The 19,984-nt window shown below is 43.2% G+C and carries 18 protein-coding genes and 1 CRISPR repeat array; of the genes, 11 read left to right on the top strand and 7 right to left on the bottom strand.

What is annotated here, in order from left to right; translation table 11 throughout:
* Window position 1 precedes the first annotated feature (1 nt).
* The 4 genes from cas5e to cas2e all read left to right on the top strand — a co-directional run bounded on the left by cas5e (window position 2) and on the right by cas2e (window position 2,845).
* Window positions 2-751 (top strand): type I-E CRISPR-associated protein Cas5/CasD, encoded by a 750-nt coding sequence (gene cas5e / locus ABMY45_RS03615; protein ID WP_206471718.1) that lies wholly within the window; start codon window positions 2-4, stop codon window positions 749-751.
* 10 nt (window positions 752-761) lie between these two features.
* Window positions 762-1,544, top strand: a complete 783-nt coding sequence (cas6e, locus tag ABMY45_RS03620) for a type I-E CRISPR-associated protein Cas6/Cse3/CasE (protein ID WP_206471719.1) — start codon at window positions 762-764, stop codon at window positions 1,542-1,544.
* A 66-nt stretch (window positions 1,545-1,610) separates the two neighbouring features.
* A complete protein-coding gene (gene cas1e, locus ABMY45_RS03625) occupies window positions 1,611-2,540 on the top strand; it encodes a type I-E CRISPR-associated endonuclease Cas1e (protein ID WP_102058229.1) in 930 nt (309 codons plus the stop codon).
* Window positions 2,537-2,845 carry a type I-E CRISPR-associated endoribonuclease Cas2e gene (gene cas2e, locus ABMY45_RS03630; RefSeq protein ID WP_010603952.1) on the top strand — a complete coding sequence of 103 codons (309 nt, stop codon included), beginning with the start codon at window positions 2,537-2,539 and terminating at the stop codon, window positions 2,843-2,845. The genes cas1e and cas2e overlap by 4 nt, the downstream gene beginning before the upstream one ends.
* Window positions 2,846-3,001: 156 nt before the next feature.
* Window positions 3,002-4,557: direct repeats of the CRISPR family, unit length 29 nt; unit sequence GTGTTCCCCGTACGCACGGGGCTAAACCG.
* Between the two features lie 141 nt (window positions 4,558-4,698).
* Here the strand turns inward: cas2e and ABMY45_RS03635 are convergent.
* The 4 genes from ABMY45_RS03635 to ABMY45_RS03650 form a co-directional block, all read right to left on the bottom strand.
* Complete coding sequence (locus ABMY45_RS03635) at window positions 4,699-4,974, bottom strand: SelT/SelW/SelH family protein (protein WP_349288407.1); 276 nt, start codon at window positions 4,972-4,974, stop codon at window positions 4,699-4,701.
* Between the two features lie 203 nt (window positions 4,975-5,177).
* A complete protein-coding gene (locus tag ABMY45_RS03640; protein WP_010603950.1) occupies window positions 5,178-6,338 on the bottom strand; it encodes an aspartyl/asparaginyl beta-hydroxylase domain-containing protein in 1,161 nt (386 codons plus the stop codon).
* 17 nt (window positions 6,339-6,355) lie between these two features.
* Window positions 6,356-8,155, bottom strand: a complete 1,800-nt coding sequence (locus tag ABMY45_RS03645) for a tetratricopeptide repeat protein (protein ID WP_349288408.1) — start codon at window positions 8,153-8,155, stop codon at window positions 6,356-6,358.
* A gap of 223 nt (window positions 8,156-8,378) precedes the next feature.
* Window positions 8,379-11,222 carry a TonB-dependent receptor gene (locus ABMY45_RS03650; RefSeq protein WP_227388009.1) on the bottom strand — a complete coding sequence of 948 codons (2,844 nt, stop codon included), beginning with the start codon at window positions 11,220-11,222 and terminating at the stop codon, window positions 8,379-8,381.
* A gap of 280 nt (window positions 11,223-11,502) precedes the next feature.
* Between ABMY45_RS03650 and ABMY45_RS03655 the strand changes: the two genes are divergently transcribed.
* The gene (locus ABMY45_RS03655) at window positions 11,503-12,219 is read left to right on the top strand and encodes a LytTR family DNA-binding domain-containing protein (protein WP_010603947.1); all 717 of its coding nucleotides are present in this window, start codon (window positions 11,503-11,505) and stop codon (window positions 12,217-12,219) included.
* 9 nt (window positions 12,220-12,228) lie between these two features.
* Here the strand turns inward: ABMY45_RS03655 and nhaR are convergent, their stop codons facing one another.
* Window positions 12,229-13,119, bottom strand: a complete 891-nt coding sequence (gene nhaR, locus ABMY45_RS03660; protein WP_010603946.1) for a transcriptional activator NhaR — start codon at window positions 13,117-13,119, stop codon at window positions 12,229-12,231.
* Between the two features lie 178 nt (window positions 13,120-13,297).
* On the opposite strand from nhaR, the gene ABMY45_RS03665 reads away from it, so the two are divergent.
* Window positions 13,298-13,603 (top strand): hypothetical protein, encoded by a 306-nt coding sequence (locus tag ABMY45_RS03665; protein ID WP_227388010.1) that lies wholly within the window; start codon window positions 13,298-13,300, stop codon window positions 13,601-13,603.
* A 273-nt stretch (window positions 13,604-13,876) separates the two neighbouring features.
* Here ABMY45_RS03665 and ABMY45_RS03670 read toward each other — a convergent pair whose 3' ends face one another.
* Window positions 13,877-14,026, bottom strand: a complete 150-nt coding sequence (locus ABMY45_RS03670; protein ID WP_172439912.1) for a hypothetical protein — start codon at window positions 14,024-14,026, stop codon at window positions 13,877-13,879.
* A gap of 187 nt (window positions 14,027-14,213) precedes the next feature.
* Here ABMY45_RS03670 and ABMY45_RS03675 point away from each other — a divergent pair, with 187 nt between their 5' ends.
* Window positions 14,214-14,639, top strand: coding sequence for a hypothetical protein (locus tag ABMY45_RS03675; RefSeq protein ID WP_349288409.1), 426 nt, complete (start codon window positions 14,214-14,216; stop codon window positions 14,637-14,639).
* Here the strand turns inward: ABMY45_RS03675 and ABMY45_RS03680 are convergent.
* On the bottom strand, window positions 14,631-15,530 hold the full coding sequence (locus tag ABMY45_RS03680; RefSeq protein WP_010603943.1) for a response regulator: 900 nt from the start codon (window positions 15,528-15,530) through the stop codon (window positions 14,631-14,633). The two genes, ABMY45_RS03675 and ABMY45_RS03680, sit on opposite strands and share 9 nt — an antisense overlap.
* 92 nt (window positions 15,531-15,622) lie before the next feature.
* On the opposite strand from ABMY45_RS03680, the gene ABMY45_RS03685 reads away from it, so the two are divergent.
* The 4 genes from ABMY45_RS03685 to ABMY45_RS03700 all read left to right on the top strand — a co-directional run bounded on the left by ABMY45_RS03685 (window position 15,623) and on the right by ABMY45_RS03700 (window position 19,982).
* Window positions 15,623-16,426 carry a chromosome partitioning protein ParA gene (locus ABMY45_RS03685; protein ID WP_174169679.1) on the top strand — a complete coding sequence of 268 codons (804 nt, stop codon included), beginning with the start codon at window positions 15,623-15,625 and terminating at the stop codon, window positions 16,424-16,426.
* A gap of 242 nt (window positions 16,427-16,668) precedes the next feature.
* On the top strand, window positions 16,669-17,940 hold the full coding sequence (locus tag ABMY45_RS03690; RefSeq protein WP_010603941.1) for an efflux RND transporter periplasmic adaptor subunit: 1,272 nt from the start codon (window positions 16,669-16,671) through the stop codon (window positions 17,938-17,940).
* A gap of 11 nt (window positions 17,941-17,951) precedes the next feature.
* Window positions 17,952-18,641: an ABC transporter ATP-binding protein gene (locus ABMY45_RS03695; RefSeq protein ID WP_010603940.1), complete on the top strand. Its 690-nt coding sequence runs from the start codon at window positions 17,952-17,954 to the stop codon at window positions 18,639-18,641.
* Window positions 18,642-18,650: 9 nt separating this feature from the next.
* Window positions 18,651-19,982, top strand: a complete 1,332-nt coding sequence (locus ABMY45_RS03700) for an ABC transporter permease (RefSeq protein ID WP_010603939.1) — start codon at window positions 18,651-18,653, stop codon at window positions 19,980-19,982.
* Window positions 19,983-19,984: the final 2 nt, after the last annotated feature.

A 19,984-nucleotide genomic window follows, 5' to 3' on the forward strand; every position in this document is an offset into this window, starting at 1 on the left:
TATGAAAACCAGTAATTATTTGGTGATCAGACTATACGGGCCTTTAGCCAGTTGGGGAGACGCGGCTGTGGGCGGCGACCGACCCACCAATATTCGCCCGACACGAGGCGCATTGCTTGGTTTGGTTGCTGCTGCGCTTGGCATTAAGCGTGAAGATAAAGCCGACTTAAATACGTTAAACGAAGCGTTAAGCTGCCATGTTAAACAGTACAATGCGGGTAGCTTGCTCAGAGACTTTCATACAGCGCAAGTACCGAGTGAAGATAAAAAAGTGCGGCTATACACTCGGCGTGACGAACTGGTTAAGTCGAAAAAGGTAAACACCGTACTGTCAAACCGTGATTACCGGGAAAGCGGGCTGTGGGTTGTTGCGCTAGAATCGAGCTCTTCAACGTACTCGTTAGAGGTGATCCGCGCTGCATTGTTACGGCCTAAATATATGTTGTACTTGGGACGTAAATCTTGCCCATTAGCAGCACCGCTGTGCCCGACCTTAGTTGAAAACGTATCGCTAAAAGCGGCATTAGATCATGAGTTCCCGACGATACTAGGTACTGAGCAGGCCGATTCAATTTGGCTTAAACCGGATAAAACCGTGAGTTACTACTGGCAGGGTGACAGGGCAGATCTCATCGCTGAGCAGACAGAGCGAGTTCATACTCAGAGTGTACGGGATAATCCGATAGACAGGAAAGAATGGCTGTTTGACTTGCGCACCGAGCATCAGCTGGTGGTTGAATATCAAAGGTAAGGAGGAGCTAGTGTTTTTAAGTCAGATAAAGTTGTTGGGTAATGCCATGGCCAGAGAGGAGCGTCAAAAACTCGCTGTGAATGGTTGCTACGCCAGCCACCAGTTACTCTGGAAGCTGTTTGCCGGTGAGCAAAAACGCGGTTTTTTATATTGTACCGTCAATGACGCGCTCGATCAGTTTATGGTGCTCTCGGCACAGGAGCCGAAAAACTATAATGAGATATTTGCTATCCAAACCAAGCGATTCAACCCTGTATTATATCAGGGACAAAAGCTCAGCTATCAAATTACACTTAATCCGACGGTGTGTAAAAACAACCGTCGCCACGATGTGGTGATGAACACACAGCAAAGTTTATTGCTAAGCGAGCTTACAAAGTTGGGGGTAGATCCTCAAGTGAGCAAAAAATCTCGGCTTAAAAGCCAATTGTTGGATTTTGCTGATGATGGTGTTGTCGCTAATTGGAAAGCGGAATTGCAACTTTCTGAGCAAATAGCACGCAGCGATCTACTTGAAATGTGGTTAAGGTTTAAAACTGATTTAGTGTTGCGCCAGTGGTGGAGTGAGCGGTTGTTGAGCCTGAGTGCCAGAGCTGAGTTAGCTGATTGCGATATTTTTGCTTATCAGCAACACCAGGTTGCAAAAGGGAAAAACCAGATCCGCTTTTCTACTGTCGATATAGTCGGTCAGCTTGAGGTGACAGACCCCGAAAAGTTTACTGAGGCATTATTCAACGGCATTGGCCGCTCCAAAGCTTTTGGCTGCGGGCTGATGTTGATTAAACCTTTGTAATCTAATCAGTAAGGCGGGGTGACTCGCCTTTTTCCTAATTTTTTACTTAATTTAGGAGTGCAGGGAATGGCATTTCTTCCTTTAAAACCTATTCCAATTAAAGATCGTAACTCAATGATTTTTATTGGTATGGGGCGTATTGATGTGCGCGACGGCGCATTTGTTGTGATTGATGAAGTAAACGGCGAGCGGATGCTTATTCCGGTGGGCTCTGTGGTGTGTATTATGCTGGAACCGGGCACTCGGGTGAGCCATGCTGCGGTGAAGTTGGCAGCGACCACGGGCACGTTGCTTATTTGGGTGGGAGAAGCGGGAGTCAGGCTTTACTCCGCTGGGCAGCCCGGTGGTGCACGCTCCGATAAGTTGCTCTATCAGGCCAAGCTGGCGTTGGATGAAAACCTGCGACTTAAAGTCGTGCGCAAAATGTTTGAGCTACGCTTTGGCGAACCGGCACCGGAGCGACGCTCGGTTGACCAGCTTCGGGGCATTGAAGGCACGCGCGTGCGCAAAACCTATGAGCTGCTTGCCAAACAGTATCAGGTGAGCTGGCAGGGACGACGCTACGACCCTAAGGATTGGGCAAAGGGCGATGTGATCAATCAATGTATCAGCGCCGCTACGTCTTGCTTGTATGGCGTCACCGAAGCAGCAGTGCTGGCCGCTGGCTATGCGCCTGCCATTGGCTTTTTGCATACAGGCAAGCCATTGTCGTTTGTGTATGATATTGCTGACATTATAAAATTCGATACCGTGGTGCCTGTGGCGTTTAAAATTGCCAAACGGCGGCCACAATCCCCCGATCGTGAAGTACGCATCGCCTGTCGCGAAGCGTTCCGTAAAGACAAGGTATTACCACGCCTTATCCCGCTGATTGAAGAAGTATTAGCCGCCGGAGAGGTAACACCGCCCGAGCCCTATGCTGACGCACAACCGCCTGCTATTCCTGAGCCTGAATCCATAGGCGACGAGGGCCATCGCAGCGGAGGGTCACTATGAGTATGTGCATGGTTGTTACTGAGGCGGTGCCACCGAGGTTAAGAGGTCGTCTGGCGGTGTGGCTGCTGGAGATCCGCGCCGGTGTGTATGTAGGTGATGTGAGCAAGCGCATTCGTGAAATGATCTGGTTTCAGGTCAGTGAGCTGGCGGAAGACGGCAATGCGGTTATGGCTTGGGCAACTAATACCGAGTCGGGTTTTGATTTTATCACTTACGGCGAAAACGCCAGAATGCCTGTCGATTTTCAGGGCCTGAGATTGGTGAAGTATACGCCCAGAGCAAATGATAATCCGGGAGCTGGTTAGCGAACTCCCCTCGTTTTTTTAATTCGATTTAATGCTCTTTAACAAGTTGGTGATTAAGATTTATACCTCATAGTGAGAGGTGCTTTTGTACCTAAAATTTTCGGTAACTTTTACTAGGTGATTTTTCTTTATTAAAAACAAGTATATAATTTTAGAGTGTTCCCCGTACGCACGGGGCTAAACCGCTTTGGTCTTTCAGAAATATCCACAATCTTGAGTGTTCCCCGTACGCACGGGGCTAAACCGCCTGTTTTAACCGCGTCCGCGCCGCCTTGACCGTGTTCCCCGTACGCACGGGGCTAAACCGCGCTCAGTCTCATTTCAGAAGTTGCCCACCGCGTGTTCCCCGTACGCACGGGGCTAAACCGTTGAAAAAATTAAATAAAATTAATTTACAATTGTGTTCCCCGTACGCACGGGGCTAAACCGCGTATTCTCGTTTGATAGCTTATCGTTACCATGTGTTCCCCGTACGCACGGGGCTAAACCGTTGATCTAATGAAGGAACACCGTCCCCCTCTACGTGTTCCCCGTACGCACGGGGCTAAACCGACACGGTTCGCGGGCTACGTAACAACAACCCGGTGTTCCCCGTACGCACGGGGCTAAACCGTTTGTCTAGTAGGGGCTGAACATACTCTTCACGTGTTCCCCGTACGCACGGGGCTAAACCGTGGTTATCGATCGTGATTTAGATTTTGAGCCGGTGTTCCCCGTACGCACGGGGCTAAACCGGATTCAATGCTAGCGAAACCGCTCTCGATATCGTGTTCCCCGTACGCACGGGGCTAAACCGAGTGTTAGCCCAATCATTACTAATCTGGTCATGTGTTCCCCGTACGCACGGGGCTAAACCGTGAGAATTTTTAGATAGCACTCGATACGCTTGGTGTTCCCCGTACGCACGGGGCTAAACCGCTCTATATCGTCCTCACCATCAAAATGAAAATGTGTTCCCCGTACGCACGGGGCTAAACCGTCAGCAATTAGATCTTTAATCGCTTCTTTATCGTGTTCCCCGTACGCACGGGGCTAAACCGGATTCTAAAAACAGTAGAAAACTTGAGGGGGCGTGTTCCCCGTACGCACGGGGCTAAACCGCACGGTTAACTGCTGCAACGATTGCACATACAGTGTTCCCCGTACGCACGGGGCTAAACCGCGTTGGGCTATATGTCTTCAGATAGCAAAGGTGTGTTCCCCGTACGCACGGGGCTAAACCGAAAACCAAGCTGGCAGAGAGCGCTCTAGATGACGTGTTCCCCGTACGCACGGGGCTAAACCGTAATTTAATATTCCTTTGATTTTGCCTGTCACGTGTTCCCCGTACGCACGGGGCTAAACCGCCATGAATGCCGCCGCTCAAATTGGTGAGCAGGTGTTCCCCGTACGCACGGGGCTAAACCGCGCCTGAAATCAACAATTGGCTTTGCTGAAAAGTGTTCCCCGTACGCACGGGGCTAAACCGGCGAGGAAAACAGCGAAACAACGAGCAGCCAAGTGTTCCCCGTACGCACGGGGCTAAACCGTCACAGTTTACGTGTAAATATTAGGTATAAACGTGTTCCCCGTACGCACGGGGCTAAACCGCCATGAATGCCGCCGCTCAAATTGGTGAGCAGGTGTTCCCCGTATGCACGGGGCTAAACCGGGTTGCCACCATCGAGGATTTCTACCAATCCCGTGTTCCCCGTACGCACGGGGCTAAATCTGAGCGACTCAGGTCTGGACCATGTGCTGGAATTCGTCCGTGAAGCAGCACCAGATGCTCACCTCATTGAGCGGTGAAACAGCGGCGATTCTAGGCCCGACTGTAATCCCGGGATTAAGTTATAGCCATCATTGTTAGCTAGTTATTTATCCATATGACCTAAATCACGCTCAGGATCTAACAAATCTCTCACCCTTCTTTTGAGCACTTTGGCTTCAGGAAAACCTTCATCCGCCTTTCGGCACCAAATTAGCGTATTGTTATAGTAAATTTTGAATACGCCTTTACTTGCTGGCACTAACGCGACTTGTTGTAAATCGTCAGAGAAAGTTGAAAGTAACTCTTGTGCAAGCCAAGTTGCTCGCAACATCCATTGGCAAAGTACGCAGTAATGGATAGTGATGGTCGGTTTTTGCATGAATTTACGTTTTTTTGAAGGCTGTGATGGGATTCTAGCACTGTGATTTATCATATGGCTAGCTTGAAAAAACGGGGGTCGCCCCCCGAAATTATCCAGGGAGACCTTAAATTATAAGGTCAGTCTTAACGTTACGGACTATTTGCATAGTAACAACCCCTTTTGTGGCAAGTTGAAGGGTTGCCGTGACGAAAATTGGGATACTAGTGATCGCTTCTGTATTCACTCAGAGTTGCATTTAAATTGTCAATGAGGTTTTGCCTATTTAAAAACTCTAACTGGATTGCTCGGCGCTGAGTTAATGATAGATCAGGGTGCCAAATGGAGAAAATAAGTACAATCCGATCTCGGTCACTACCGTTGTGCGCTAAATGCAAATAAGAGTCGTCGAATATGGTGAGTTGATGTTCTTGCCATAAAATGCGGTTACCATCGACCTCTAAGTAACAGTCGTGGGGAATATCTATAGCCAAATGTACTGTTAGACTGTGATTGGAAAGGCCATAATGTGGAGTAATAGTTTGGCCTTTTGCTAGCTTAGAGTAAAACACTTCGTATGGGGATGCCGTCAAGCCGTAGTAAGGCACTTTCTCTAAAGCCTTTTTTAGAATAGGAAAGTGCTTTGACACCGAAACGTCTTCGATCCCCTCTTTAAAAATGGATAGTGCTTGCCAGTTGTTGCTGTTTGCAAGCTTTGGGAATACGCTTTCATACTCTTTACCCGATAAATAGGGGGTAAGGTGCGAAGATGCGGTATTAAAAGTAGCGTGAAACTCTTTAATGATGTCGGGGATCATGGTGCTAAAGCTTTCATACCATGAAAATTGCTGTGCCAGCCAGATTGGTTTTGCAGTTAGATTAGGTACGTAAAAAAGATGTGGTGCTTGAGGTGTTTCAAAGGGCTTACTACTGTATTGAACCCAGCGTCCAGACTCAATGCTTGATGCAGTACCAAGGTTTCTTTCCATACATTGCCAAGCTTTTTGAAAACGTTTAAGCGTTTGAGGAGCTGTGCTATTGGCAAGCTGAAGCCGTTTAAAGCTGCCTGTCAGTGTTTCACACAGGGCATAACATGCTAGTGCCGTATTCTCCTCGCTCTTAGTCTCTAGTAAATATCCAAGGTACAAGTAAACTAGATAATTTTTGGGCGCAAGATCAATGCAGTGAAAGTAGGCTTTTTCACTTTCGGCTAACGCCCCAATTTGTTCTAAAATGACAGCTACACGATAGCTTAGCTCTGCACTCTGTGGGTAGGCATCGAGTAACTTTGGTAGTAATAATGGCCAACTATTTTGCGATTCGCATTCTAGGATTGGCTGTAAAAGTGTGTCAATGTTGAGAGGTTGTATCTCTTCGTTTGCCATCAAAATAATATCTCTTGTTAATTATTGATTACGCCAATATCGAGTGGCAACGTCATTCGATAGCTATTGTCTGATGCGTTAAATGGCTGTGTTCCATGCCAAAAATAAGAGGGGAAGATCACGATTTGTCCTCGTTTAGGTTTTACAGTTTTAAATGGTGGAAAATCGTAAGGAGGTGCTAGGGGAGGTCTACCAAATTCAATTACCCCATTGTTGCTATCGTCGTTTGGCGTGTTGATATATAAAACCACACTTATCCAGCCAGCGGGGTGGATATGACTCACGTGGAAGCCTTGCTCTGTTAATTTGACAGACCACGAACCAGTAATTAATTTATCCTTATTTAAATGAGCCAAAAATGGGTGCTCAGGCACTAACTCTAGGTTATTGAGACATTTTTCAATATCTTGCAGTAATTGAGCTCGAGCTTTGGTGATGACTTCGATATCTCTATTAAGCAAGCCACCAGAAATTTGTGAGCCATTTACTACAGTTTGCTCACTTGGTGCTTGCTTACCTTGATGAAGCGTTAGTAAACAAGACTCTAATTCTTTAAGAAAGTCTTCACTATTTCGATAGCCGTTCGGAGTGTCTAAGGTTGTAGTAAGGACAAAGTTTGGGTTGCATAAAGCACGATGCTTTTCTTTGTCCGTGGCTTGATACACTACGCTTAGCCAAGCTAATGCAAGTTGTGAGTTAGGCTGTGCTTGCAACACGTACTCGAGTAGGGATTGTGCGGTACTAAACTCCCCAAGTTGGATTGCAAATTTTGCTTGCTCACAGATCCTGTCATAATTAACGGTTAGCTTATTGGCATCATCTAAATGTTTATAGGCAGTGTTTAGCTCATTGTTCGTGGCTGCCAAACGCCCTCTTAATGCTAGAAGCGTGGCTGATTTGTCTGCATAACCCGACTTCTGTATGCATTGCTCGCATAATGTGTACTGACTGGTGTTCCAGTAAAGTTCGGCTAGACACTCTGTAAGTTGCTGTTGATTATTGGCTGACTCTAGTGCTGTTATTAAACTGCTAGCAAAAAGCTGATGTTGCCCGCTCTGCCAATAAAGTTCGTTCAGTGCTTTATGGACGGTTGGGTTGTGTGGCGCTCGCTTCAGTGCCTGAGTGTAGGCTTGTTGTGCTGGTTCAAACTGACCATTTGCAAAAAAGCAGTCCCCAAGATTATAAAGCGGCTCGAAGTGTTCAGGTGCGCTTTGGTGAACAAACCTAAAGCATTGAATTGCTTGTTCAAATTTAGCTTGTAACTTATAGCAAAGGCCTAAATTGTGTATTGCTCGAAAAGCAACCTGAGAGTGTTGCGGTACTGATTGATAATAGCTGATCGCTTGTTTGAGGTTTCCCTTTGTTTTTTCAATGTCTCCGAGAATTTTGGTGAGTTGCCCAGAAGTATCGAGTGATTGTCCTTTCAAAGCCCACTGATAGGCCATGTCGAGGCGGTTTTGTTCGAGATAAAGAAGCGACAAGTTTTTAAGTAAATCTAGATTCTTTGGCTCAGTATTATACAGCGTAAGGTAATGAGACTCTGCTTGGTGCAAATCACCCGATAGCCAATAACATTTGGCTAAATGAGTTAAGATCTCGGTTTTAAGTGGCGCGAGCTTAGCGGCATCACTTAATGAGGTTATTGCACTCTGCCATTCGGCTAGTGACTTATAGCAAATTCCCAAAAGATAATGTAGGTCGGGGTGAGGCGAATCAGTAAACGGCTGAAGCTTCGTTAACGCTTGCTGATACTGTTTTTGTTGGAGCAATTTGAAAGCATCTTGAACTGCGATATTGATTTCGGATGTTTGCTTCATGTTATTTTTTCTTAAACGGTCAATTAGGCTGAGCTGCATACTCTTTATCTTAGTCAAACTTTATCTAGTTGCGAGCAAAGTGACGCTGCTTGAAGTTTTGTTAGGATTAATCAATCTTTCAGCGAGCTTGATTTAAAACTTAGTAACCTGCTGTGAATAAAAAAACTATTACACAAATAACTGAAAAGGGAGCCGAAGCTCCCTTGTTTTCTGTATTAGTGGATTAGAACGTGTACACAGCGCTTAAGAAGTAGCGAGGACCTATTACGTCATACAACTCTGGGAATGTATTTGCTTGCTGTTGAGCGTCACCTAGTGGTGTTGGCTCTGTGTCTAACACATTCTTGATACCAAATGTTGCTTGTAGGTGATCTGTGAAGTGGTAGCTCGCACTAAGGTCAAGGTACCATTCTGCTTTAGATATAGGCACAATTTCGTTTTCGCCAGTATCTTCATCAACTTCGCTCATATATCGAACTAGCGCCGCTATGCTCAAATCACCTGAAGTCCATGTAAAGCGGTTATTACTTTGGAACTCAGGACGTGGTATACCACAAGTATTACCAAATTTACCAGCACAGTAATTAGTTTCTGTGAAGCCAACGCTTGGCGTTCTGAAGAACTCATCCAAGATTGTGTTCTTAGAGTTAATGTTCAGTGTTGAACCATTTTCACCGATACCAAAGCCAAGCTCTGTGGTCCAGTTGAAGTTAACGTCATAGCCTTTGGTTCCTAGCGACGCGATGTTCGCGTTTAGCGCTGTAACAAGGTCTACGTTACCGTCAGGACGACGAGTAATTGCTTGACAGTATTCAGAGTTAGGATCTTTAAGTTGATTGTAACAAACATCCAGAATATTGTTTACGCCACCACCTAGTACATCGATTGCATCATCAATCGTGATATCGAAGTAATCGATTGTAATGTCAAAGTTTTCGGTTGGTGTAATAACAAGACCGAGAGTAACGGTTTCTGATGTTTCTTCTTTCAGGTCAGGATTACCACCGAAGCTACCTTCGATTTGCGCGTTTGCTTGCTCAAATACGCCAACTTGAGAAGCTGAAACGCCGTGAGCCTCACAAAGAGCTCTATCTGTTTTTCCTTCTACAAAACCGTCTACGCTACATGGATCGGTTGCGCTAGGGAAACCATTTGCTGCGCCTTGGAATAGTTCTGAGATATTAGGCGCACGTACAGATTCTTGGTAACCAGCTCGGAAAGATACGTATTCATTCACTTTCCAGTTTATAGTTGTTGCAAATGAAGATGCATTACCAATGTTTGAATAGTCAGAAAGACGTCCCGCAAACCAAAGTGTAATGTCTTCAGCAAATGCTGCATCAGTTACTAGCGGGATATCAATCTCTGTGAATATTTCATCAACGCTATAACTACCAACTGTTGGCTCGCCAGCGTTAAAGCCCAAAACATCACCGGATGCTAAGAACTCATCAGGGCGGAAGCGTGAATCATCAAAACGGCTTTCGTAGCCAATTACAAAACCAATTGGCATATCAGCAGATGGTACAGTAAATGGTAGCTCACCAGCAAAATCGATGTGGATAATTTCTTGCTTAATGTTTGTTACGTTAGATGCCCCGACGTTGATAAAATCAATCGCTGCTTGTGAAATATTGCCTTCACCGAAGATGTTCAATGGTGCACAGCCACCTGACGTGTCTTGACATGCACTACCATCGTCAGTTACTAAAATAGCTTGTCTGAAGCGCGTTTCAGAAACGTCGTTATTAAGTAGGTTAGAGCGGTCCAGCTCAGAGCGGCTGTAGTAAGCGTTGTATGCCCAGTCACCAATAAAGCCATCAACACCTATCAACACTCGCATCGCATTACGTGTATCAATCGATTGACGTGGACCGTTTTCAACCATACGACGACCGATTGTAGCGAATGTAAAGTTACCATCGGCGTCAAGCTGACTAACCATATTGCCAGTTGGTTCACCGTCATCATCGAGTTCTGGCACCAATGCTTTCATTGCGGCTTGAACGTCTGCACCGAAGTATGGGCTGTCAGGGTTAACCACCAAGCCATTTACGAACGCTGGAGTCGGAGCTAGTTGTGATGGCACTTCGTTGCGAATGAAAGATAGTTCACTATATAAGCGTGTGTCATCATTGATGTAATAGTGTGCAAAAGAGTTAAGTGTTAAACGCTCTTGTGGTAGTTGTAGGTAGTTATCAGGGGCATAGTTAAATGCATCGGCTGATGTATATGGTAGGCCTTCACCATTTGGACCAAAACGACCTAGAGTTGTACCATTAGGAAGTGTAGGGCCTGCAAATATTCTTGTCCCAGGAATACCAGATGACCCACCAGGCACTAAACCCGTATCGCCTTCAGTGAGCGTTACGTTAGTAAAGTCTCTGTCGCCTTGGAAGATTGATTCACGTTTAGCGTAACCAAAATAAATAGTGGCGTTGCCTTTACCATCGGCAAAGTTTCCACCCAGGGTGAGGTCTGTGTTGAACTTTTCCCCGTCGCCTTCTTCAGTGATGTCGTATAACGCAGAGATTTCAGCGCCTTCGAAGTCGTCTTTCAATCGAAAGTTTACAACACCTGCTAGTGCATCAGAGCCATATACCGCACCTGCACCACCGGTAATGATGTCTACACCTTCGATAAGAGAAGCAGGAATAGTGTTTAAGTCGACAACACCTGTTTGTGTTGCTGGTACCCAGCGGCGACCATTAACAAGAACAAGGGTACGCTCATCACCTAGACCACGTAAATTTACTCGCGCGGTACCATCACCAGGGTTATTTGAGCTTGGTCCGAAAGAAGGAACTGTTAGTGGTAACTCGGCAAGTTTCTGCTCGACGTTTAAGTTACCAGATATTGCAAACTCAGTTCCGTCTAGTTCGATAACAGGTGTTTTTGCCGTTAACGCGACACGCTGAATACGAGAGCCCGTAATAGAAATTCTTTCGACTTCGTCATTAGCACCATCTGCAGCTTCTTCAGCTGACGCTTGAATGCTCAAACTTCCACCGATTAGGCACGCAGAAGTTATAAGCATACTTAACTTAGAACGCTTGAATTGTTTCATGATATCCCCTGATAGGTTTGTTTTGGATACCTTTGGCGAGCTTGCTAACTCATCACAAAGGCTTATTAGTATCACGAGGAGGCTATGTCGGAAGTCGGGAATATGCCAGTTGAGATACGTAAGGTGACGGAAAGTAGTGACGACAGGAGTTAAAAAAAAGATCAAATTTAATTTGCGAATTACACTGTGACAATCTATAACAATTATTTGTTAACTATTGTGAAATGAGATACAAAGTATTAGTATCTTTGTTAACCTGTTGATGTCTTTAAGGTGATGAATGAAAAAAGTGACAATCTTGATTCCCTGCTATTTGTCTGCGCTTGGCGTTGAAATGAGTACAAAGTTAAAGGAAGTCGCTGTTTGTTCCCAGTTTGTTTACTATCAAACTTTTGTTGATATTTTGGAAACTATTGAGTCGGGTGAAATAGACTGTTTGTTAATAGATTCTTCGTTTGAAAGTGATCCCAAAAAGCAAGAATTGATCGCGAAAAAGTTCTCATCTGTTTCGACTATAAAGATCACTACAGATACCAAACTCAGTTCTTGTACAGTGATGTCTCTTGAAGGGCGAGATAAGACAGATACGCTTATTGAGAACATACTTCATACAGTATTCTCAAGTCCTCAGGAGCTAACCTCTGAGTACATGCCAAATCAACGACTAATAGTGAAAGACTCCGGGCATATTCATGTTATTAAAGTTGAAGAACTGGCTTGGGTTGGAGGTGCCGGTAATTATGTTGAGCTCCATTTGATAAATAGGCAGCGCTCAATACTTCATCGGGATACCATGTCTGCGATGGAAAAAAATTTAAAGATGTTTGGCTTCTCTAGGATCCACAAGTCTTCACTCGTTAATTTGAATGCAATTAGTGAACTTAAAACAAGAGATAATGGTGATTACGATGTTATTTTGGAAAATGGCGACTCACTTCATCTATCAAGGCGATATAAGCAGAATTTATCTTCTCTTTTACAGTCCAACATAAGCTGACACTTTAAGTCAGCTGATGCCCTTCGCAAAGTTTACAAATTCGTTAAAAATGGAGTCCTTAATCAATCTGTCTGGTGTGAAGGCGTAGTAATTTTGGTATGCACTTTCAATTGTGCCTATAAGGTTTACATCATAATGGCGCTTCAATTCTGATTGTATTGACAGCGGAGCTGGGAAGATACCGAATCCTTGTTGGCCTAATGCTTTCATTAAAGCACTATCATCTACATGACCAGCCACTTTAATTTCTATATTTTGCTCTTGGAGCCAAAATTGAATCGAGTTAGTTACAGGGCTGTGCTTTGCTGGAAGAATGAGCGACTGATCTTGTAACGATTTTGGATAATTTGCACTGAGTTGCTCACTGTTTGAAGCTGAACCATATAAGCCAATTTGACTTTTTCCAATCTCGTGGCAAAAAACATTAAAAGGAAGGTGACTATCAAGTGGCTTATCTGCAAGCACGATATCGAGCTTATGCATGGCCATCTGAGCTAGCAATTCTGATTGTTGACCGTCAATACAATGTAAATTGGCAACTTGCTCATTTTCTATCAGTGGAGCAAGCCACTTTGAAACCAATGATTTTGGAATCGCATCAGAAATACCAACTTTTAATGTACGATGTATAGCTGTTGCGCCATCTTGTGTTGTCTCCAACCACTCTTTTGCAATCGAAAACATATCATCCGCATACTGTTTGGTTAAAATGCCGAAGTCAGTCAATCTGAGACCTCTTCCTTCTCTTATGAATAGAGGTTTCCCAAGGCGTGCTTCCAAACTAGATAGTTGCGCACTAATTGTTTGAGGTGTCAAATGAAGGACTTTGCTTGCACCAGCAATACTGCCTTCATTGCTTACTTGCCAAAAATAGTAAAGGTGATTGAAGTTTATATTCATATTGTTCGTAAAAATCTTACTTTAGGTTAGATATAATCAGCTTTTCTCTTTTGGTGAACATTAGTAGATTTGATCTCACGGCGCAAGTATAAGTTGAGAGAATGTAGCGAAAACGCTTTGATATTCGAGTCATTCTAAGTTTTCAATACAGTAATATTTGATGCGATTGTCTGAGGTAATGATGAAACTGAATCTTGTTGGTGTAAATGAACCTATAGCGGTGTCAAGTAAAGTGGTTTTCACTAAAGCGATAAATGCAGCGTTAAGTGGTTATACAAACAATATTCGAAAGATAAATGTACGAATTGAAAAACAGGTGGATAAGCAGGTTGGCAGGCTTACCTTATGCCAAGTTGAGCTTTTGTTACCTGGATTACCGACGTTAAAGGTTAAGACCAAAGGTAAAACCCTGCTGCAGGCGTTAAACCGTGCATTAAGCAATTGTAAGCAAATCTTAAAACAGAATTATTTTAAGCTCAGTTAGTTTTTGAGGCTGAGTGATTCCATTCCCAAGCACTTGCAGCGGCAAGGATGCCGCGCAATTTTTATTAATGTATCATTTTATATAGCTGTAACAGCCAAGCTAATTTTCACGGCGGGATCGTTCCTTGATGAAATAGCATACAGGCCAAAAAGATTCCATACTCTGGAAGCATGTTCGCGCTTATTTTGAAGTGAATTCAGGGCTGAGCATATCTTTGTAATGGTATTAACGAAATACGTCTCACCCTGAGCTGGTGCCGTAGTAAACTTCAGATTAGTGAACCCGACAACTTTGAGGATATCTGGATGGATCGCTACAAGCATCTGTTGCTGTTCCACCAGCTATATCTTTGGTTCTTTCCAGAGGAAGGTTGTTGCTGCGATTTAATTGCTTCATTTTTTTAGTTGTTAATTTCAATTTCATAGTATTTTCTCCTTGTTTAACCGTACGTCAATCTACTGTGTTTTTTTGTTCGATCAATGTTTTTTATGTCTTGTTCGTTGACGTTACCCTTATTAAGCAGCGGCAAGGATGCCGCGCAATTTTTTACTAAAGATATTCGATAAATTACCGATATGTAGGTCAAAGGAATCATGTTGGCCAAACAACAATGAACGTTAACTTTTTAATTCACTCCCCAATTCAATCAGCTACGAGTCAGAATGAGCAGGAAGCCAAAGTTGAAGAGGCGAACTCGCCCAGGCCTCTTAGGTTATCTGAAGAAGATATGTCTAAATTGTCTGGAGAAGAGGTAAAGGAAGAGCAAGAAGAAGCCGCACTGCCTCCGCATATCCAAAAAATGGTTGAAAAGCTCGAAGAGTTAAGAGAAAAAATTAAAGAGGAACAAAAATTACTTGATGAATTAAAGGCAAGTGACTCTTATTCTGATGAAATGAAAGCTGAGTTGGTGACACAAAAACTTGAATTTATACTGCGCATGCAGAGCCAAGTTGTTGAGTTGACGAAAAATATTCAAGAAGCGCTAAAAGAAGCCGGGATCAGCGATCCGGGGGTCTTGTTAAAAGCACTAGCTTAAAAGTCCGACCAATAGGATTTTCCCTTGCGCCATGTTTGGGCGTTGGCAGCATATATCTATCCTCATATTTGAAGCAGTTTTATACAGACGCTTCAATTTAGGAAAAGGTTTAGTGACTAGCTGTAGGGCTTTTACTCTTAGACTTCTTCTTGTTATTCCATCCAAAAACGCATAAGAAGTTGAGTTTAATGCTGAGTGGCAAGCGGTTAACATGTGCTCTGTGATCTGGTGTTGATGAATGGCTTCAAATCCTGCCTGATCTGTTAAATTTCCAGTGGAAGCGGCGAGCACACAAACTGAATACACATCAAATATCCCTATTGCGCGTACCTTCTGACTACTAGGATCCTCGTATGCAACCATGACGCAAGGCAGGTTATCAGGATCATACTCCATTTGATTAATCTGATAGAGCCTCAGTTCAGTGTCGATATGTTTATTCATAAGTTTTTCAAGTTGTCCAACTTGAGGCAAAGGAACGCCTTTGTGCAGAGTATGAATTTCCCTTGTTTTTGAGCTTTCCTCTGCGGCTTTGACCAAGGGCATGATTTTATTGTGGAGGTCATCATCTGCAAATGGTTTAGACAGCACAAATGCCGCTCCGTAATCAAGGGCTAGCTTTATTTGCTCGCGGTCGTCGACAGTGGTTACCATTGCCATGGTCACACCCAGTTGTTTCTGTTTGATAGCTTTAACTAATGCGAGTCCCGAAATATCAGGCATATGCCAGTCAGTTAATACAATATCAGGATGCCAAGAGCCGATGATTTTCAGGGCTTCTTTTGCACTTTGTGCTTTCTTTATCAACAACTTGCGATATCTAAAACGTACTAAACCGCGACGAATAATCTCAAGTGTTGCCGCACTGTCATCCACGAGCAATATCTTCACAAATTACCACTTTATTGAAAAATATAGATTTATTATAGGCACGATTTTTAACCAATACTAAAATGAAAGTAAGAAAATAATGAGTGTGCAATATGTTTCTAGGTAAACTACCAATTGATGTATTTATCTATATGACGGTAAATATCGGGCTGCTGATATTGGCTTTTTGGTTCTATATTTTGCTGTTAATCCTCCGAGAGTTTAGGCTCTTTGCAAAGGCTGCTGGTGGAGCTGGGACATCCAACCCAGAGCAACAGTATCTACTCCAACATTGTCGCGAAGCGATAAATAAGTCGATGAAGTTTGTTGAAGATAATCAACATACCATTCAAGAGTTGGCTAATTTACAAGTCCATTTAGAGCAGCAATTAGCAGAGGTTAAACGCTCTACACAGGATCATATCTCGACCGAAGAACAAACTCGCATGGACGATTTAAACAGTAAGCTACTTAAGTCGCATCGATTAATAAAGAAACTTAGGGGGGATCTGTCGAAGAGTTTAGAGCGACTGAAGCAAACAAGAAGAAAACTTTATGACCAATATGAATCTACAGAGGAATTACAAAAAGAAAATGACACATTAAAGCAGCAGTTGGAAGCTTCTAAAGCGATGGGAGGTACGTCCGAGCAAGAATTGGAGCAATTGGTCGCTACCTTTGAGAAGGAGCGTCAAGATATGTCTCTAACGATTAATGAATACAAACGACAAATAGCCGAACAAAATCAGGCTTTGCAACAGCTAATGGTGCAAGAGCAAGAAGTAGAAGATGGGCCAAAGCTTCAGGCTATCCAAAAAGAGTTGGAACAAACGCGAGAAGCATTAGAGCACTTGTCTAAAGAAAAAAAGTTTATCGAGAGTCGGTACTTAGAGGTTGTCAAAAATCAAACCAAATAGTTAACAAAATGTTTTATTTCTCGTGACATTAGTCTTGGCTTTGTGTAAGGTTTAGGCACTCAGGTTACCAGATTTGTTTTAAGCTTTTGAGGTCTACTTCGCTAGATAATTCATGCTTTGGTATTAAATTGTTGGCTTCTAATAATTAAACGAAGAGATGTGATTGTGGTGGAATAGTTAGTAATAATGCTCCAAAAATACATAGTACTCAATAGCTAAGGCAGTGGTAAAAGGATTATTTCATGGCCTATATTCCAGATACGAGCGCTCAAGACTCGGTGGTTGAAAGACCAAAGAAAAATAGATTATTCATAATAGTAATTGGTATTTTTATATTAATTGCTGTTTTTTTTATGACCCCCATTTTTACACAGTGGGCAAGCGGTCAAACAGCTGTTTCTAGCGATAAAGTTCACATAGCATCAGTGAAGCGAGGTGACTTCATCCGCGATATTTCTGTTCAAGGTAAAGTCGTGGCAGCGCGGCGCCCCACTATATATAGCCCTGCTCAGGGAACGGTTACCTACTTGGTAGAGTCTGGTGACAGTGTGGTGGAAGGACAAGTCCTCGCCGTTCTAGATAGTCCTGAGTTGAAAAGCGAATTTGCACAACATCAAGCACAGTTAAACAAGTTAGAAACGGAACTTCAAAGGCAAATTATTCAAGCCAAAAAGCAAGACTTAGCACAAGAGAATTATTTAGGTAAAGCGACTGTTGTGTTAAATGCAGCAAAGCGGGAGATGCGCCGTTCTGAGAACGGTTTGAAAACGCAAGTTGTAAGTGACATTGACTATCAAAAAGCCAAAGATGATCTCGAAAACGCAGAGCGTGAATATCGCCTAGCAATTAAAGAAGTGGAGCTACAAAAAGAAAGCCAAAAATTTGAGATCCGTACCAAAGAGTTAGAGTTTGAGGCGCAAAAAGTAAAAGTGGTGGAGCTTCAGAGGCAAGTTGCTGCTTTAAAAGTACTTTCGCCGGTAGGTGGATTAGTTGGTAACTTGACGGTAGAGCAAAAAAATACAGTCGCCAAAAATCAGCCATTACTTAGTGTGGTGGATCTCTCAAAGTATGAGATAGAGGTGCAAATCCCAGAAAGCTATTCAGACGACCTTGCGCTGGGAATGTTGGCTGAGATAAGTCTTAATGGAGAAGTGTATAGCGGAGAAATAGTTGCTATCTCTCCAGAAATTGAAAATGGTCGAGTTGAAGGGAAAATTCGATTTAAAGACGACACCATTCAGGGGTTAAGGCAGAACCAAAGGTTAACGAGTCGAATTGTGATTGAACAAAAGCAAAATATTGCCTATCTACCACACGGGCAATACATAGAAGCCTATAACGGACAGTTTGCTTACGTAGTAAAAGAGGGTTCTGCAATAAAAACACCAATACAAATCGGATTAAGAAGTATTGGGCAAGTAGAAGTACTTTCGGGGCTTAATGTTGGCGATCAGGTGATTACCTCTGACGCGCGAATCTTTAAAGACGCTCCCAGTGTGAAAATAATTCAATAAGGAGCTGTAATATGCTATCCATGCGTCACTTATCCAAAGCTTACTATACCGATACAATAAAAACTCAAGCCTTGCAGCCATTTGACTTACGTATAGAGCAGGGGGAGTTTGTTTCAGTAGTCGGCCCATCGGGTTCAGGAAAAACGACTTTTTTAAACATTACAGGTCTGTTAGAGGATTTTTGTGACGGGAGTTATGAGCTAGATGGCATCAATGTTGAAAAGTTAAGTGACAAAGCTAAATCTAAACTACGTAATGAAAAGATCGGTTTTATTTTCCAGAGCTTTAACTTACTTCCAGACCTCAATCTTTACGACAATGTTGATATGCCTCTTCGCTATCGTAAATTATCTTCAAAAGAACGTCATGAAAGGATCATGGATGCGTTGAATAAGGTGGGCCTTGCCTCACGTAAGGAGCATTACCCATCGCAACTATCAGGAGGTCAACAGCAAAGGGTCGCGATTGCTCGTGCAATAGCTGGTAAACCTTCATTTTTACTTGCTGACGAACCAACGGGTAATTTAGATAGCAAAATGGCAGATAGTATTATGGAATTGCTCATGGATATTAATACACAAGGAACGAGTGTAGTGATGGTAACGCACGATACGCATCAAGCAGCCAAAGCACAGCGCATTATTGAGATCCGTGATGGCGTGATAATTGAGCGTAAACACTGTAACAAAGCGATTGCTTAGGGATAAGTTATGTTTGGCTACTATCTTAAATTGGCACTTATTTCATTGCGAAAAACGCCGTTTTTATCATTTTTAATGGTGGTCACAATTGCCGTTGGAATAGGTGCTGCAATGACGACTTATACGGTTAGTTATTTATTGGCAAAAGACCCTATTCCTTCTAAAAGCGACAAACTGTTTAATGTTCGCCTAAATAGTTATGGACCTGATAAACCTTTCAATATTTCTCAAGGAAAGGAAGTCCCACCTTTTATTCTTAGCTACCAAGATGCGATAAATTTGCAAAATGCTAAACGTGGTGTGAGGCAAACACCTCTTGCTAGTTTCAAGATGATGTCTCGAGCGACCGAGCAGCCTATTACTGATGCAAAGATGACGTTAATAAGAAGTGCTTATCGTGACATGTTCGGTATGTTTGAGGTGCCATTTAAATTTGGAGGTGCATGGGATGAGACTGCTGACAAAGACGGTCTGCAAGTTGCTGTAATAAGCAATGAATTAAATAACAAGTTATTTAATGGAGAAAACTCAATAGGTAAGTCGTTGCTGATAGGTGATTTGCAATACCGCGTCGTTGGAGTGACTGACGATTGGTATCCAGTTCCCAAATTTTTTGACAACAGGACCCGTGCCTTTAATAAACCAAGGGACATTATTATTCCATTTCAGGCACAGATAAATAATCAACATTGGACTAGCTCTGATGTTTCTTACCAGTGTTGGAAAGAACCCGCTGATGACTCTTTTTCGGCTATTTTGGCATCTGAATGTGTTTGGGTCTCATATTGGGTAGAGTTAAGCTCAGCCGCAGCGAGAAATCAATATATGGACTTTTTGGTTAACTATTCGATGGAACAAAGAGAATATGGCCGGTTTTTACGAGAACCTCTACATCAACTATTCAATGTTAAAGAGCAGCTTATTGAAAGAAAAATCATTAAGGATGATGGCAATGTGGCGGTTTGGTTGGCATTTGCATTTCTGATTGTTTGTTTACTGAACTGTATGGCTATGATGGTTGCCAAGTTCCATGCTAGGTCTGGCGAGGTTGGGCTTCGCAGGGCTGTTGGTGCTTCAAAGCAACATATTATCGCTCAATTTACTGTTGAAACCTTCATTATTGGCTTAGTGGGAGGGGTGTTAGGCTTGATATTGGCTCAGATTGGGTTGAGTATAACTGCGCAGTTGTATAGTCACTTATATGCTGAAATGTTGGAAATGACACTAAGTATTGTTGTTATGACGATTGTACTTGCGGTAATAAGTGCGGTTACTTTTGGCTTGCTACCGACGCTACGTGCGGCAAAAGTTCAGCCATCAAGTCAGCTGAAATGCCTGTAGGA

Source organism: Pseudoalteromonas sp. XMcav11-Q (genome assembly GCF_040104525.1).
Lineage (GTDB): Bacteria > Pseudomonadota > Gammaproteobacteria > Enterobacterales > Alteromonadaceae > Pseudoalteromonas.